The sequence below is a fragment of the Paenibacillus swuensis genome, assembly GCF_001644605.1.
Classification (GTDB): Bacteria; Bacillota; Bacilli; order Paenibacillales; family DY6; genus Paenibacillus_N; species Paenibacillus_N swuensis.
Window position 1 is genome coordinate 4564187 of record NZ_CP011388.1, and the last position, 15499, is coordinate 4579685.

The 15499-nt window shown below is 45.7% G+C and carries 18 protein-coding genes and 1 other RNA gene; 8 read left to right on the plus strand and 11 right to left on the minus strand.

The features are described from left to right. Positions 1-11: 11 nt before the first annotated feature. Positions 12-1361 carry an ammonium transporter gene (locus SY83_RS20550; protein WP_082882663.1) on the minus strand — a complete coding sequence of 450 codons (1350 nt, stop codon included), beginning with the start codon at positions 1359-1361 and terminating at the stop codon, positions 12-14. Positions 1362-1698: 337 nt separating this feature from the next. Here SY83_RS20550 and SY83_RS20555 point away from each other — a divergent pair, with 337 nt between their 5' ends. Beyond that, positions 1699-2136, plus strand: a complete 438-nt coding sequence (locus tag SY83_RS20555; RefSeq protein ID WP_068609952.1) for a MerR family transcriptional regulator — start codon at positions 1699-1701, stop codon at positions 2134-2136. A gap of 67 nt (positions 2137-2203) precedes the next feature. Further along, a complete protein-coding gene (locus SY83_RS20560) occupies positions 2204-2902 on the plus strand; it encodes a zinc metallopeptidase (protein WP_197479912.1) in 699 nt (232 codons plus the stop codon). Positions 2903-2976: 74 nt separating this feature from the next. Here the strand turns inward: SY83_RS20560 and SY83_RS20565 are convergent, their stop codons facing one another. After that, a complete protein-coding gene (locus tag SY83_RS20565; RefSeq protein ID WP_068609954.1) occupies positions 2977-3870 on the minus strand; it encodes a glutamate biosynthesis transcriptional regulator GltC in 894 nt (297 codons plus the stop codon). A gap of 112 nt (positions 3871-3982) precedes the next feature. Between SY83_RS20565 and tpx the strand changes: the two genes are divergently transcribed. Continuing rightward, a complete protein-coding gene (tpx, locus tag SY83_RS20570; protein WP_068609956.1) occupies positions 3983-4501 on the plus strand; it encodes a thiol peroxidase in 519 nt (172 codons plus the stop codon). A 50-nt stretch (positions 4502-4551) separates the two neighbouring features. On the opposite strand, the gene SY83_RS20575 is transcribed toward tpx, so the two are convergent. The 3 genes from SY83_RS20575 to SY83_RS20585 form a co-directional block, all read right to left on the minus strand. Beyond that, positions 4552-4941 (minus strand): DUF1499 domain-containing protein, encoded by a 390-nt coding sequence (locus tag SY83_RS20575; protein WP_068611248.1) that lies wholly within the window; start codon positions 4939-4941, stop codon positions 4552-4554. 111 nt (positions 4942-5052) lie between these two features. Beyond that, a non-coding RNA gene (gene ssrS / locus SY83_RS20580) (6S RNA) lies at positions 5053-5236 on the minus strand. Positions 5237-5274: 38 nt separating this feature from the next. Further along, positions 5275-6063, minus strand: coding sequence for a YesL family protein (locus SY83_RS20585; RefSeq protein WP_231891472.1), 789 nt, complete (start codon positions 6061-6063; stop codon positions 5275-5277). 188 nt (positions 6064-6251) lie between these two features. Here SY83_RS20585 and SY83_RS23590 point away from each other — a divergent pair, with 188 nt between their 5' ends. After that, complete coding sequence (locus SY83_RS23590) at positions 6252-6347, plus strand: YjcZ family sporulation protein (protein WP_231891311.1); 96 nt, start codon at positions 6252-6254, stop codon at positions 6345-6347. A 67-nt stretch (positions 6348-6414) separates the two neighbouring features. On the opposite strand, the gene SY83_RS20590 is transcribed toward SY83_RS23590, so the two are convergent. After that, on the minus strand, positions 6415-8007 hold the full coding sequence (locus SY83_RS20590) for a degradosome RNA helicase CshA (protein ID WP_068609962.1): 1593 nt from the start codon (positions 8005-8007) through the stop codon (positions 6415-6417). Positions 8008-8358: 351 nt separating this feature from the next. On the opposite strand from SY83_RS20590, the gene SY83_RS20595 reads away from it, so the two are divergent. Both SY83_RS20595 and SY83_RS20600 read left to right on the plus strand, forming a co-directional pair. After that, positions 8359-9177: a YitT family protein gene (locus SY83_RS20595; RefSeq protein WP_068609964.1), complete on the plus strand. Its 819-nt coding sequence runs from the start codon at positions 8359-8361 to the stop codon at positions 9175-9177. 173 nt (positions 9178-9350) lie between these two features. Further along, positions 9351-9539, plus strand: a complete 189-nt coding sequence (locus tag SY83_RS20600) for a hypothetical protein (protein WP_407944639.1) — start codon at positions 9351-9353, stop codon at positions 9537-9539. 59 nt (positions 9540-9598) lie between these two features. On the opposite strand, the gene SY83_RS20605 is transcribed toward SY83_RS20600, so the two are convergent. After that, entirely contained in the window at positions 9599-10759 is a 1161-nt protein-coding gene (locus SY83_RS20605; protein ID WP_068609969.1) for an MFS transporter, read from the minus strand. A gap of 165 nt (positions 10760-10924) precedes the next feature. Between SY83_RS20605 and SY83_RS20610 the strand changes: the two genes are divergently transcribed. Together SY83_RS20610 and SY83_RS20615 are read left to right on the plus strand one after the other, a co-directional pair. Further along, a complete protein-coding gene (locus SY83_RS20610; protein ID WP_068609971.1) occupies positions 10925-12082 on the plus strand; it encodes a putative glycoside hydrolase in 1158 nt (385 codons plus the stop codon). Between the two features lie 21 nt (positions 12083-12103). After that, complete coding sequence (locus SY83_RS20615) at positions 12104-12364, plus strand: DUF2164 domain-containing protein (RefSeq protein WP_068609973.1); 261 nt, start codon at positions 12104-12106, stop codon at positions 12362-12364. 53 nt (positions 12365-12417) lie between these two features. On the opposite strand, the gene SY83_RS20620 is transcribed toward SY83_RS20615, so the two are convergent. From SY83_RS20620 to SY83_RS20635, 4 genes are all read right to left on the minus strand, one after another. After that, on the minus strand, positions 12418-12951 hold the full coding sequence (locus SY83_RS20620; protein ID WP_068609975.1) for an NADPH-dependent FMN reductase: 534 nt from the start codon (positions 12949-12951) through the stop codon (positions 12418-12420). Between the two features lie 87 nt (positions 12952-13038). Then, positions 13039-13248 (minus strand): DUF3906 family protein, encoded by a 210-nt coding sequence (locus SY83_RS20625; protein WP_068609977.1) that lies wholly within the window; start codon positions 13246-13248, stop codon positions 13039-13041. Between the two features lie 96 nt (positions 13249-13344). Continuing rightward, the gene (pfkA, locus tag SY83_RS20630) at positions 13345-14310 is read right to left on the minus strand and encodes a 6-phosphofructokinase (RefSeq protein ID WP_068609980.1); all 966 of its coding nucleotides are present in this window, start codon (positions 14308-14310) and stop codon (positions 13345-13347) included. Positions 14311-14384: 74 nt separating this feature from the next. Next, positions 14385-15467, minus strand: a complete 1083-nt coding sequence (locus SY83_RS20635; protein WP_068611249.1) for a tetraprenyl-beta-curcumene synthase family protein — start codon at positions 15465-15467, stop codon at positions 14385-14387. Between the last annotated feature and the right edge of the window lie 32 nt (positions 15468-15499).

Here is a 15499-nt window from a genome sequence, read left to right on the forward strand (position 1 = left end):
TTATAAGCGAATTACACTGTGATGGAAGAATCCTTCCTCATTTGTTCAGGGTAACCGTAAGCACCGTGCTCACTAAGATCCAAACCGATAATTTCTTCTTCTTCGGTTACACGAAGACCATTAACAGCTTTAATAACGAACAGCAAAACGAAAGATACTACGAATGCAAACGCTCCGCAAGCCAGAATACTCAAAGCCTGAACGCCTAGTTGGTGAAGTCCGCCGCCGTAGAACAGTCCCGCTTGACCGATGTTGACTTTAGTCGCCAATTCAGGTGTTGCGAAGAAACCGTTAGCCAGCGTACCCCAGATACCTGCAGCGCCATGAACAGATAAAGCATAAATCGGATCGTCAATTTTCAATTTCTCAAACAACTTGGTGCTTGCGAAAACAAGAATTCCGGCAATTAGACCAATAACGATCGCTGCCCATGGAGCTACATATGCGCAGGATGCGGTGATAGCTACAAGACCTGCAAGCGCGCCGTTCAACATCGTCGAGATGTCTGCCTTACCCATAATAATCCAGGAAATCAACAAGGCCGCGACCGCACCGCCAGCAGCGCCTAATTGAGTGTTGAAAGCGACGTAACCGAAAAACCCGTCTCCGACAGCCACCGTGGAACCTGCATTAAATCCGAACCAACCTACCCAAAGGAGTAACACGGATAGCGCTGTGTACACTTGGTTGTGTCCCAGAATTTCATTAGCGGAACCGTCTTTATTAAATTTACCGATACGAGGTTTAAGTAAAATCGTCGCTGCCAAAGCCGCCATAGCACCGGTTAAGTGAACCACTGTGGAACCCGCGAAATCTTGCGCACCGTCCAGTGCCAACCAACCGTCAGCGTTCCAGATCCAGTGTGCGATTACAGGATATACGATAGCTGAGAAAAGAATAGCGAAGATTAAGTATACGGACAGTTTAGCTCTTTCAGCGAAGCCGCCCCATGCAATGGATAATGAAACACCCGCGAAAGCGAGTTGGAACAGAAAGAATACGGAACTTCCGTACATGGATTCGATAGCTAAGGATGGGTCATAGAAGAATGAATCTAAACCAAGAATCGGATTTCCGCCGCCGCCGAATGCCACGCCGTAACCTACCGCCCAGAATATTAATGAACAAAGCCCGAAAGTGAAGATGGTCTTACCGGCTACGTGACCCGCGTTCTTCATTCGGGTCGATCCTGTCTCCAGAAGAATAAATCCGCCTTGCATCAGAATTACCAGGATAGCTCCCAGCATAACCCACAGAGCATCAACGCCGATTGCCGTAGCCGGTGCCGGATCCTCTGCAAAAGCCATCGTTGGAAACATCAATAATAACGTTCCTAAAGCAACCAGTGATTTCTTTAACAAAACAACCACTCCCCTTAATAATGTTAGTTTATATAACATTGCGTGATAAACTTAATGTCATTATAGTCTGTTACTCCTATTTTGACAATAACTATTTCATCATAATTTACCATTTCACGAAAGTTAGATCATATTTATCGTTACATAATTCGGGTTTATCGGAATTATGTAACGATAACTAACGTTGAAAACACATTTACAGAAAAACCATCTATGCGTAAAGCACTACATTCGCCTACACCGATACGTTTGACTGTAATGTTTATATTAAGTATCATAAATTTAAGGTTATAACGTGTTACTTATGCATAAAGTTAGGGTAAAGAGGTGAAAGAATATGGCGGCTAATTTATATCGGATCGGCACTCTGTCCAAATTATCCGAAGTGAGCCAGCGAACCATTGATTACTATACAACTATGGGATTGATCCAGCCGGAGAAAAGAACGGATAACAATTATCGGCTTTACAGCGATGACACCCTAACAAGATTAAAGCGCATCGAAATGATGAAAAAAGAGAAGTATACATTAGAAGAAATACGAACGGCCCTCAAGAGCTGGAATAAAGTGTCCAACGAGGAAGAGCTCACAGAGAAGTTCACCACACTACAGATGCATATGCAGCAACTGGAACGCGAAGTTAAAGAATTAAGTCCGATCATTGAGCATCTGAAACCAAATCAAATTCAGAACGTATTTAAGAATCTGACGCCTCAAGGCGCGGCATGCATTGAAGCCTTATTGCTGCTGCTGGGTAAAGGACCTCTGATGTAAAATTTTCGTTCACATTCTACCGGGCCTCCAGTCAGACGGCACACTACTTTATGATGGAGGTTAGCTTATGTTCTTTCCTATAGGTTTTCATTATATGGATATATTCATATTCGCGGCTTTCGGCTTATCGCTGTGGGCTCAGTTTCGAGTAAAGGGAACGTTTAATAAATGGTCCAAAGTTCAGGTGTCCACCGGAATAACAGGTTATGAAGCCGCTCGCCGGATGCTGGATGTCAACGGACTTCAAGATGTTCCGATTGAGCCCATCCGTGGAGCTTTAACAGACCATTACGACCCCATCCACCGGGTTGTGAGGCTTTCCGAGCCGGTATATTATGAAAGCACGATTTCAGCGGTTTCAGTTGCTTGTCACGAAATCGGTCATGCCATACAACATCAACAGCGTTACCCCATGCTGACTTTGAGACATCGGATGTTTCCTGTAGCCAGCTTTGCCTCGGGAACGGCTCCATTATTGATTATAGCCGGATTATTCTTTCAACAATTCAGTTTCTTGTTCGGCTTGGGCATCATCTTCTTCTCGGCGGCTGTATTGTTTCAGGTTGTGACCCTGCCCGTGGAATTTAACGCCAGTTCCCGAGCACGAGACACGATGATTTCGGAAGGGTATATTTCGAATAACGAGGAACGCGGCGCAGCCAAGGTATTGAATGCCGCTGCTCTGACTTACGTCGCCGCTGCTCTTATATCTGTGCTTGAGCTGCTTAAGTACATTCTCATCTTCACCGGCCGTAATAACGATTAAATCAGTGCAACAGCAAAGAAGAAGCGATCCTCCAAAGGATCGCTTCTTCTTTGCTGTTAATGAATATCAGACGACTACTTAAGCTCTTTAAAGTAGTCGAGCAGAAATTTGTGAAACACATCCGCGACTAACGGCAAATCCTCATTCGACCGACGTATAACGCCAATGCTTCTCGTTACATTAGGTTCACTCACTTTCACCTTGACGGGCTGGAGCGAGCTTGTTTCGAATAAAGCCATCCCGGGAAGCAGGCTAACTCCCATCCCGGCTGCCACCAAGCCGCGGATGGTATCCGTCTCTTCTCCTTCGAAACCGATGATGGGTGTAAAGCCCGCCTTCAAACAAGCGTTCCAGACAATCGGACGTAGAGAATATCCCTCACGGAACAATACGAAAGATTCATCCTTCAATTGATCCAACCGAATGGACTCACAACCGGCCAACGGATGATTCGAAGGCATAATGGCGAATAACTCTTCTGTAAGCATATGCTCGCTTGTTACGAATTCGTGTTTATCGGGGCTCGGGGAAATAAAGGCCAAATCCACTTCGCCTTCCATCACATCTTTTAACAATGTATTATACATGCCTTGTTTAAATCGAAATTTCACATTAGGGTGATTCTTACGGAATTGGGAAACCACAGAGGGAATTAAATGAATACCCAGACTATGGGGAAAACCAAGCCTGATTTCACCTAACTCCGGGTCAAGAAACTCATGAATCTCATGAACGGATCGTTGCAAATCAGCCAATATACCCTCCACTCGCGTCAAGAAGAGTTTGCCTACCGGCGTAAGCTGAAGATTTCGACCTTTCTGTTGAAAAAGATCAACACCCAGTTCTTCTTCCAGTTGATGGATTTGCCGGGAAACGGCCGATTGAGCGACATGCAATTCTTCCGCAGCCTGGGTAACATGCTGCTTGCGCGCCACCTTCACAAAGTAATGAAGCTGTCGTAATTCCACAATATCTCTCCGTTTCTGTGCACTTCATGCATTGGACAAGCGGGTTTTAAACAGTTTATAATGAAAAGGTTGGTAATGTTTAGTGATTGACCATTCGAAGGAGGAATATGACATGTCCCAAGAACGTACAGGCGTAGCTACATTTAAAAGTAATCCTATCACTTTAATCGGCCCGGAAATTAAAGTTGGCGATCAAGCTCCTGATTTCCACGTTAACAAGAATTTACTTGAAGAGGTTACTTTGGCAACTTACGCAAATAAGGTAAAGTTGATCAGCGTTGTCCCTTCCTTGGACACAGGCGTATGTGATACGCAAACACGCCGTTTCAACGAAGAAGCTGCTAATCTAGGCGAGAATGTCGTTATTCTAACCATTTCTGCCGACCTTCCTTTTGCTCAAGCTCGGTGGTGCGGCGCGGCGGGCGTGGACAAAGTAATTACTCTGTCCGACTACAAAACCAAGTCCTTCGGCACATCCTACGGCGTCCTTATCCAAGAATTCCAATTGGACATGAGAGCCATCTTCGTAATTGATGCTAACGACACAGTACAATATGTTGAATACTTGTCGGAGATGACGGAACACCCGAACTACGAGAAAGCGATTGAAGCTGTGAAAGCTCTCGTATAAGCTATTTATAATAAAAGCGAGGAAGGTAACCCTTCTCTCGCTTTTTCATTTTATTCAGAGGTTTTATAATCCTTCATTTTACGGTCTAGCGCCGCATGTATATCCAGAATCGTCCTGTAGTTCGATCCAAGGTCGCCTAATGAGCCCCTGGAAGCCGAGTAGACGTCAATTGCGGACTTACTAGGTGTAATTGTAATCAAGGTCAGTGTAATGTCCTGTACTCTGCCTGTGACCGTCCGTTTCTCCAGTACAATTTCACCGACACTCTTCACTTCATGTAACACCTTGTAACCCGGCATTTTCTTAACGGCTGAAATAACCTCTTCCCAGAATTGCTCCTTAGACATCCGATAGTACCTGGTTTTCAGAAGAGGATCTTTCACTTTCTCTCCAGTTGATTCATGGCTGCGTATAAGTCCGATTAATGCTCTCTTTAACAACAAAGTGTACCCCCTATTCATGTCCGTTTACTGCGATTGTGTGTTTATATCATCTTAACATTGTTTTCGGCGTAAAAAAAGACCCCTCGGAAGGAGTCTCGGTTTTAAGTTAGGAATCCCGCATATGCCGTTCGGCTCCTGTGTTTCAGAACCCGCTCTCGCAGGTGGGTGTCCTCAGCAGCGCTTATGAAGTCCCCGTTCGTGGGGCATGTCAGCCACGCCGTCTTATTGGTCTCCCTAGAAACAGTCATTGGTTCAAAACAACTGAGAACCGTCACGTACATCGCAGGATGGTAGTTCATATTATAAAGTTATTATTAATGAAAGGCAAGTTTAAGAATTTTCCTTCGCTTTAGGTTCTTCAGCGGTCAAAGCTTCCTGTTCCGCAACGGCCGCCGCTTCCTCTGCAGCTAACGCATCCTGCTCCAATTTCAACTGTGTTTTGTTATAAATTCGATTGAATTGGTAAAAGGACATATATGCGATAACACTACCCATAAAGAAGGGAATCAAGAACGTAAACTTAAAGAAACTGATATACAAGATCACCAGGTTCGTAATAGCCAGCAGTACGGTTGATACAGGTCTCCCAATCGTAATGAGTACCGAGTTCTTGAACACTTGCCAGAACTTCATATGAAAATGTACCATGACAGAGAAGAAATGAAACATCGAAGCAAACATCAACACAGAGAATGCGATAAAAATATAGGAAATGATTTGAAATGTGCCGGTTTGGCCTTGATAAAATATAAAGTTTACATAAAAAATTAAACTGATTGCCGTATAGAGAAGCCCGCCAAGTAAACTATGCTTATAATTCTCCTTGTAACCGCGGAAGAACGTTTTGAACAAAGGCACATCTTCGTCCCCCATCACCCACTTGCGGGCAACCGTAAACATGGCAGCCGTAGCCGGAAAGAAAGCAAACGCTCCGACAACACCCATTATCACATAAGCAAAGACAAGCTCAGATGTATTTGTAGAAGTTCCCACTATTTGCAGAAAGCTGAACAATACAAAAATAAAAGGGATCGAGCACACAACCCAAAGCACATTGATGACGGAGAGTCTCATAATCCATTCGGATATCCGGTAAAACCCTCCCATTAAACCTCTCATTTCCACAAACTTGTCCTCCTTAAAATCTGTAGCGTTTTCATTTAGGCATATGCTTAACTATAATATACATTCGACAAATTCTCCAGTGCCCATTTTCCCTTCCCCTGGGTGTGTGTCTAGACGGCTCGGTCCCGTTTGCATACGATGTATGGTTACCAGCGATTAACATGGCAGAGGAGGAAACAAACATGACAGCAGCAGGCTACGGTGGCTTTACTTCCACAGGTGCGATTCTGGTTCTTTTCATCTTGTTGGTTATTATCAGCAAATCTTTCTTGTACTAATTGCCGGTAATTTTATAACTATGCGCAAAAAAGACGAAGGTCTCGGACCTTCGTCTTCTCTTTGTGTTTATTTCGTTTCCGCAAAAGTGCTGCGAGGTTTACGCGGTCCATCCGAATTCGGACGGCTGTCCTTGGAGTATCCGCCACGGCTGCTGCTGCTACCGTCGCTGCGACGCTCTCCGTCTTTCCAGCTGCCGCCGCTGCGAGGTCCGCTGCTGCGAGGCCCGGAAGAGCTTCTGGAGCCGCCGGAACCGTATCCGCCGCTGCCGCTACCGCCGCCGCTGCCAAACCGTCTGTTGCCGCCTCCGAATTTGCTGTCTCCGAAGCGTTTCTTCTTCGCGCGAAGCGGCTCTTCCGGTGTAAGCTCCACATTCACATCTTTACGCTCGCCCGTTAACAATTTAATCGCTGCCGCAATCAGTTGTACAGAGTCATATTGCTCAAGAAGTTGAATGGAGATGGCTTTAAATTCGTTGTAATCCTCGTTGTTCATCACTTCAATAAGTTTCTCAGCCGTTAGCTTTTGTTTGCCTTCGATGGCTTCCGCAAGACTTGGCAATGGCTTCTTCGTAATTTTGTGACGAGTCACCTTTTCGATAAAGTGAAGGTGATCAATTTCGCGAGGCGACACGAACGTCCAAGCCGTTCCTTCTTTACCCGCGCGACCTGTACGGCCGATCCGGTGAACATAGCTTTCCGGATCTTGAGGAAGGTCGAAGTTGATAACATGTGTTACACCGGAAACATCAAGACCGCGCGCAGCTACGTCAGTAGCTACCAATACGTCAATGCTGCCGTCACGGAATTTACGCATAACCGCATCCCGCTGATTCTGAGACAAGTCGCCATGCAGACCGTCAGCGGAGTAACCGCGCTTCTGCAGAGCTTCCGCAAGTTCATCTACACGGCGCTTTGTGCGTCCGAAGATGATGGCAAGCTCAGGAGCTTCCATATCCAACAAGCGGCTGAGCGCATCAAACTTCTGGCGCTCATGAACCTCTACATAGGCTTGAGCAATTAAAGGCGCGCTGACTTGTTTAGGAATAACCGAAACATGCTCAGGATTATTCAGGAACTGGTCCGCCAGTTTGCGAATGTTCGGAGGCATTGTAGCTGAGAACAACATCGTTTGACGTTCTTTCGGCACAAGGCTCAGAATGGACGTAATATCTTCCATGAAGCCCATATCCAGCATTTCATCCGCTTCATCCAAAATAACCGTCTTCACATCGTCTAAACGAATGGTCTTACGGTTAATATGATCCAGCAAGCGACCAGGTGTTCCGATAATTACTTGCGGCTTCTTCTTCAATGCGCGAATTTGCTTACCGATATCCTGTCCACCGTAAATCGCAAGAGTACGGATACCTTTAAACCGTGCTAATTTACCGATTTCATCCGCAACCTGAATCGCCAATTCCCTTGTCGGCGCCATGATTAAAGCGGAAATCTTCTCTTCGGAAGTGGGGATCTTGTTAATCAACGGAATACCGAACGCAGCTGTCTTTCCCGTACCTGTCTGCGCTTGACCAATTAAGTCCCTGCCTGAGATGGCGATAGGAATCGATTTGGCCTGAATCGGTGTTGCCTCCTCAAAGCCCATGTCGCTGATGGATTGCATGACCTTCGGCTCTAAGCCAAGTTCACTAAATGTAATCAATAGATTTCAAACTCCTTTTCGTGAGGGCGTATTCGCCCTTCTGTCTGTACTCTTAAGTTTGACTCAGCACTTATATAGTATCCCAACGAACTTCATTTTTAACATGGTGAAACCTTGAATGATGCGTTATGCATGAACTTACACGCTAAGGCCACCCAAAAAAACAAATTCCTCTGCCCGGAGGAACATAGCCGCACTTAAGAATATCCAAGTTATTATATCACAAATGAGTATCGGATTGCCAACTTCATGTAAATATAGTTTTTTGAGAATGATTTGCTTCATACATTTTTGTATATATAATGAATGATGCGGTTGCATAACAACCGATACTACATCTGAGGTGACATCATTTTGAAAATGTTCTTGAATGGTTTGATTATTGTAGCTGGGGCCGCCTTAATCGCCGCCGGCTTCAACTTTTTTCTGATTCCGTTAAATCTGTTAAGCGGCGGGATCTCCGGAATCTCCATGTTAATCGGATATTTCTTCGGAGGAAATATCGGATATATTTATCTCTTGTTAAACATACCCATTATTATCTGGGGTTATTTCGTCCTCGGACGAGCTTTCGTCATGATCAGTATCCTTTCGGTTGTTTTCACCACCTGGTTTATGCAGCTGTTCCCGGCATCGGGCGTACCGACCGAGCAATTACTTGGAGCCGTATTCGGCGGGGTGCTGATCGGAATCGGTACAGGCATCACCCTAAGAATCGGCGGTTCGAGCGGAGGGTTCGACATTGTCGGATCAATTCTGACCCGAAACCGGGATTTCCCTCTTGGTACGGCCATCTTCATTCTTAACGGCCTCGTCATATTGGTGCTTGGCTTTCAAGAAAACTGGGATTTGGCGCTTTACTCCATGATATCCATTTTTGTTACCGGAAAAGTAATTGATATTATTCACATCAAACATGTGAAGGTTACTGCCATGATCGTTACAAGCCAAACAGATTTGATGCTGGACAGGCTGATGAAGCTTCATCGGGGTGTTACCGTTATGAAAACCCGCGGCGGTTACACTCATATGGATCGCGAGATGTTAATGACTGTGACTACCCGCTATGAGCTTGTTGAATTGCAAAGAATTATTAAAGAGACCGATCCGAAAGCGTTTGTGAATATCGTTGAAACGGTAACCGTGTGGGGAGAATTCCGAAGAAACTAACGGACGTCCCTCCTTATGATCACCCATGTATTTCACAAATATTGTATGCTATAATGTTCAAGTAAGTCCCCAATTTCATATAGTTCTGGTTAGACCGGTTTACTGGATTCACGGAATGGCTGCTATTCTAATCGCAAGTCAACTACTCGATTGGAAGGGTGATTACTGTGGAAATGGAAACAGTGAAGTTATCCAGGATTGTAACGAAATTAACGCCCGAAATGCATCCTTTCCTGACTTCGGAGGAGCTTAATTCCTACATTGTGCTAAGAGACGGGCTTGGGGTGTTAAGAAGGCAAGACGCGTTGGAAATCATCCAACAGAGCATTTATGAGCAACAGAAAGATGCAGTTATGCATTGACCTTGAATCACATAACGGTCGGGACATGAGTCCCGACCGTTATTTTGTGTGTACAGAAATTAGGTAACCTCAGACATGTTCTTACGTTCAGCCGCTTGCGCATAAAAGAACATACCGCTCGCCACGGCGGCAAGAACCGCCCCGAACCAATACATGCCCGCTCCGCCGTACTCTCCCCGAATCCAACCGCCTGCGGAACCTCCTGTAATCCCCGCAAGACCGAGAAATACAGCCGCCAGAACGGATTGACCCGTTGAACGCAAGTGCTCCGGGACCAACCGCACCGCATAGCTTACCGCTGTGACCCAAAACACGCCAAACGTGAACGATGCCGTAACCTGAAGGAACATGAGCAACCAAGGATCCTGCACCAAAGCATAGACAACCCAGCGTAAAGCATACAATCCGCCTGCAACCCCCAACAGTGCAAGTTCATTGAATTTATGCATATACTTTCCTAGTAAAGCAAATGCCGGGACCTCTCCGAATGCGGCAATGGCCCATGCCCATCCGACCATTGTCGCGGTCGCGCCCAAGCTGCTCAAATGCAACCCATACAGACCATCATTCATACGATGAGGTATCATCAGGATAAAGACCATCAATAAGAAAAACAAAAACGAACGGTTCGCGAATATGGATTTGAACGATTTCAATGTAATCGAAGCGCCTTTGGACGGTACGTCTTTTACAAGGAAGAGGAATATGAAGGCAGGCAGCCACACAGCCCAGTAAATGTATTTAATGTTCAAAATACCTCCTATCGCATTTATTGCAAAAGGAGCCGTAATCGCGACGACGGTAAACCCGATCGAGCCCCACATTCGAATGGAGCCGTATGAGATGTTGGCATTACTCGCGGAGGTAATCGTCAACCCGTCCAATAACGGAGACGAAGGCATCATGAAGAAATACAGAAGCAACGAAAAGGTTATAGAAACCGCAAAATTCTGAGCTGTAAACAATACAACACTTGAAAGAACCGTACAAACCCACAGCAAGAATACAATCTTCTTCACCGTCTGCATTCGGTCACTAATGTATCCCCACATCGGCTGCGCAAACACGGCTACAAACGGGCCGATCATCATCAGCACTCCCACCTGAAATGAATCATAACCCTGTTTGGCAAAATATAAAGGTAAAAAAGGCAACAGCACCGCTTGCATGGCATAATAACTGAACACTAAACCTCGCAACCGGAAAATTTGTTTCTGCATTCATCTGTCTCTACTCTCATGTTTAGTTTATCCACACCCTGTCCTTTAGTTATGGTAACCCACATGATTCCAAAAAAAAAGGACAAATTAATTTGTCTGTTCGTGCGGATTAGTCTGTTTTATAATAGGGTAAGAGGCAATAGGCACACGGAGAGGAGTTACATCATGGATTTCTTATTGGCAGCAATGTTACTACTTGGAAATCAAAGCGACACCCAGCAAGATATGACGATGAATAAACTATTATTGGCTACAATTCCGAAGCAAACAGGGGTTGCAGGACAAGGAAACACTTTGCCGGTTAGCGGAACAACAGGCGGTAAAGTTGATCCTCAGAAGGACGCACCCATAGTTAAAGGAGTATACGCCACAGCGCATACGGCTGCCGGTTCACGGATGCAGTCGCTCCTTACATTATTGGATGAGACTGAATTAAATTCTATGGTAATCGACATAAAGGACGACTGGGGCTACGTTACATACGATACTAAGAATCCCGCTATTACCGCGCTAGGCACAACCAAGCCGATTATCAAGGACATGAGCAAATTAATGAATACGTTGGAGCAGCACAAGATCTATCCGATTGCCCGCATCGTGGTATTCAAAGATTCGGTATTGGCCAAACAGAAGCCTAATCTCTCATTTATCAAAAAAGACGGTACCGTTTGGAAGAACGGTAAAGGCGACAGCTTTGTAAACCCATATGTGAAGCAGGTTTGGGATTATAATATTTCTGTCGCCAAGGAAGCGGCTAAGGCCGGTTTTAAGGAAATTCAGTTTGATTATGTGCGGTTTCCGGAAGGCTTCGAGAAGAAGGCCGATACCCTAGGTTTCTATAAGGACAAACGTAAGAGAACGGAAGCGGTTCAAGACTTTGTCAAATATGCCCGTGAGCAATTAGCTTCAGACGGAATCCGAATTTCCGTCGATATATTCGGATATGCGGCCGCTGTACCGGCCGCGGAAGGAATCGGGCAAGATTTTGTGAAAATCTCCGAAAATGTGGATGTGATCTGCCCGATGATCTATCCGAGCCATTACAGCGAGGGATGGTACGGGGCCAAAGTTCCTGACGCAGCACCGTACCAGACGATTGCCGGAGCTACTAAGGACACCCATAAGAAACTTGTGCCGATTGGAGCCAAGAAACCTATCATTCGCCCGTGGATTCAGGATTTCACCGCAAGCTGGATTCCGGGACATATCCGATACGGCAAGAAGGAACTTGACGCTCAGATCAAAGCACTGAAGGATAACGGCGTGGAAGAGTATCTGCTGTGGAATTCCGGCAACCGATACACACAACATGTGAAATATTGACCTCAAGAAAGGGGAAGAAATATGGTAACCAAACTTCCTAAAGAAACTAAGCAACAGATGGTATCCAATCTTCAAATTTATGTTCAAGAGCAATGGAATCAAGAAATAGGTCAGTTACCTGCAGAATTATTGTTGGACTTCGTGCTCAAAGAATTGACACCACATGTATATAATCAGGCTATTGATGATGCTTCTGGGTTAATGTCAGATCGCATGACGGCCATGGAAGAAGATCTCTATGCTCTGAAGAAGCAAATTCAACTTGCTAAGCGAACACAGTAAGCAATATAACACAAGACCCATTCACCTGATTAAGGGGTGAATGGGTCTTGTATTTATTGGCGCAAATTAGCGGATAAGTCTATAAAGTAATGCAATGTGCGGAGGATCCGAGTTTTTACCTTATCATCAGCCGGTATACCCTCGGAATCAAACGTTCGCGCATCGCCGCCAACCGAAATCCATTCCGGGCAATTGATGCCGTGTAAATTACGTACGATCGCCTGCAATTGCAGAAGTGACGATGTTCCTACCGCCCCACCCGCAGAGCTGACAACAAGAACAGCTTTTCCATCGAACTCCTCTGAGCTTACATGATCTAAAGCATTCTTCAGCACCCCCGACATGCTTCCGTGATATTCAGGCGTCCCAAGAACAATCGCATCCGCTTCCTTTAAAACCCGTTTAAGCCGCAAAGTAGCCGCATCAGCATGATTCTCATCCGTGGAATAGAACGGAATTGGCGTTACATACAAGTCGACCAGTTCAACTTCGTGCTGCTGTGCTGTAAGTTCATGTTGAATATAACGTAAAACCTGGGTACTTGTTGCTTCCAAGCGATTACCGCCTGCAATTAGAGCTACCTTCATCCTGTTCACACTCCATTCACATTGTGTGCAAAATAACTTTATATACATATTAGTATACAAAGTAGGATTTGGTCAATGTTTCCTATATTATATTTTTCCAGTCTCAATGACGTAGCCTGTACCCTTTTCCATCCTCTTCTTTTCAACGATGGCCACACTCTTCATTTCGGGTGTCGCAATATAATATTTAGCCGCCACGGGCTCCACATATTCGAACGCCTTCTCGTCCGTTTCAGCTATGACAACAAAATAAGTTAACTGATCCGGCAATTCTACTTCAAGTTTATATAGATACATCGTATACCTCCAATGATCATTGTAAATAAAGCAAGCCCCGTTCGCTTGCTTCATAATAAGGCGCAAGCCCAACGGGGCGGAAGTAATCCTAAACATTTATTGAGACAAACGCATCGCTAAATCATACAGATTCATATTGAATGGTTTCTTCGTGTTTACAACCGTATTAATATCCGTAGCCACCAATTCATTATTGACTAAACCTAATGCTTTACCCGAATCGCCCTCAATCAACTTGCGGACCGCGAAATCACCCAAACGGCTTGCAAGAATGCGATCGTTATGGGTTGGCGCTCCGCCGCGCTGGATGTGTCCCAATACGGTCACCCTTGGTTCAATTCCGTTGCGCGCAGTGATTTGCGCCGCGATATCTTCACCGGTCCCGGCTCCCTCAGCAACCAGAATAATACTATGACGCTTCCCATGACGGAAATTATCTGACATACGGTCCGCTACATCATGTACGTCCAATTCCACTTCAGGAACTAGAATCGCTTCCGCACCGCTGGCAAGTCCCGCATATAAAGCTATATCTCCGCAATGTCTCCCCATAACTTCAACTACGGAAGAACGTTCGTGCGAAGTCATGGTATCCCGTAATTTATTGATGGCATCCACAACAATGGAAACGGCCGTATCAAATCCAATGGTGAAATCCGTAAACGGAATGTCATTGTCGATTGTGCCAGGGAGTCCCATGGTGCGAATACCCAGTTTGCTCAATTTATTCGCGCCTTGATAAGATCCATCCCCTCCGATTACCACCAAGCCGTCGATTCCCCGCTTACGCAAGTTATCGGCACCTTTCTGTTGACCTTCCGGCGTGAGAAACTCTTTACAACGAGCGGTTTGCAAGATTGTTCCGCCGCGCTGAATAATATCTCCTACACTCCGCAAATCCATAGGGCGGATATCATCGTTAATCAGACCCTGATATCCTCTCTGAACGGCAAACACCTCAAGGCCGTGGTACAGCGCGCTCCGAACAACCGCGCGAACAGCCGCGTTCATCCCTTGAGAATCTCCTCCGCTGGTTAATACTGCAATCGACTTCACTGACATTATCGTTCCTCCTAAATAATTCCTATCTCTTTGTTTGTATTCTGAACCATCGTATAAATTAATGCTTGCAGTCTCTAAGTGCCCGATGAGCCTGTCTTACGAATCCAGACGCTGTTCATCCAAAAAAACAATCTCGATAAAGGGCTGTTTTTCATTAATTGACGCGTCACCGCGCGAACTTCAGACTGTCCGCTGACTTTGGGGTCAGACAAATATAACGCCAAGAGCCCCTCAATCACCATCCGATGAAAATTTGAGTCCTGCATACGGTTAATATCTGCCCGCGCATGCTCAACAATCGCCGCGATTCTGGCGGCTGTTGCTTCCCGGTTCCCGTAATAGTTACAGAAGTTCAAGTCTCCGCCTTGCAAATCCTCTTCCTGATCAATTAAGTAATCAAGCAGAATGTGCAGGGCGCAAATGTGAGGAAAATAAGCTCCCCGAATGACGACGGCTCTTTCGCGGGTTAATCCCGGCTTGGAAGCTGCAAGGAATAAAGTAAACATCCCCAGTGTTGATCCGGTAGCCGCAGCAAACTCATTCCAGCTTAAATGCGCATGCCGGGACTGATGCTTCTCCCACCATCGCAGCAGCTCGCCTTCTCGTAAATCGTGGTGTATGTGTTTGTACACTTGCAAGTCCGCGTAATAGCCCACCAACTCCGAAACTTGCTCGCGAACCGCTCCATAGGATGGCAATTGTTGAACACATCTCCTGCATGTCTGTACAAGCTCTGCCAGATACGCCCCATCATCTTTCTCGGTACGAAAGGCATAATAATCCTGCATGGGCCAATCGGGATTAACCGCGTCGAGCATCGATTGATGCAATCTGCGAAAATCCTCCGGATCCAAGGAAGTACTGCGATCACAAAGATTATCGAGATAATCGGAAATGGTTTGCAGAGCAACAATTAGCGGAATCAGCACATGCCTTTGATCCAGATTAGCCGCGGCATAAACCGATCCGCCCTGGCAATGAAATTCCTTGGTTTGAATGCTTGCCAAAGCTTGTTTACGTAATTCCTGATCAGGAATCTGTTCTGCCTTGGTTCGCCAAGCGCCTAATTCCTTCTTTACTTCAGGCAATATGTATCTATATACACGGTACATTAAACGTAGTGGTCCTTGCGGTACAGTTACGCTACCTGCTGTCATCCTCGTCTCATTCAAGCATCTGGCCTCCAAGC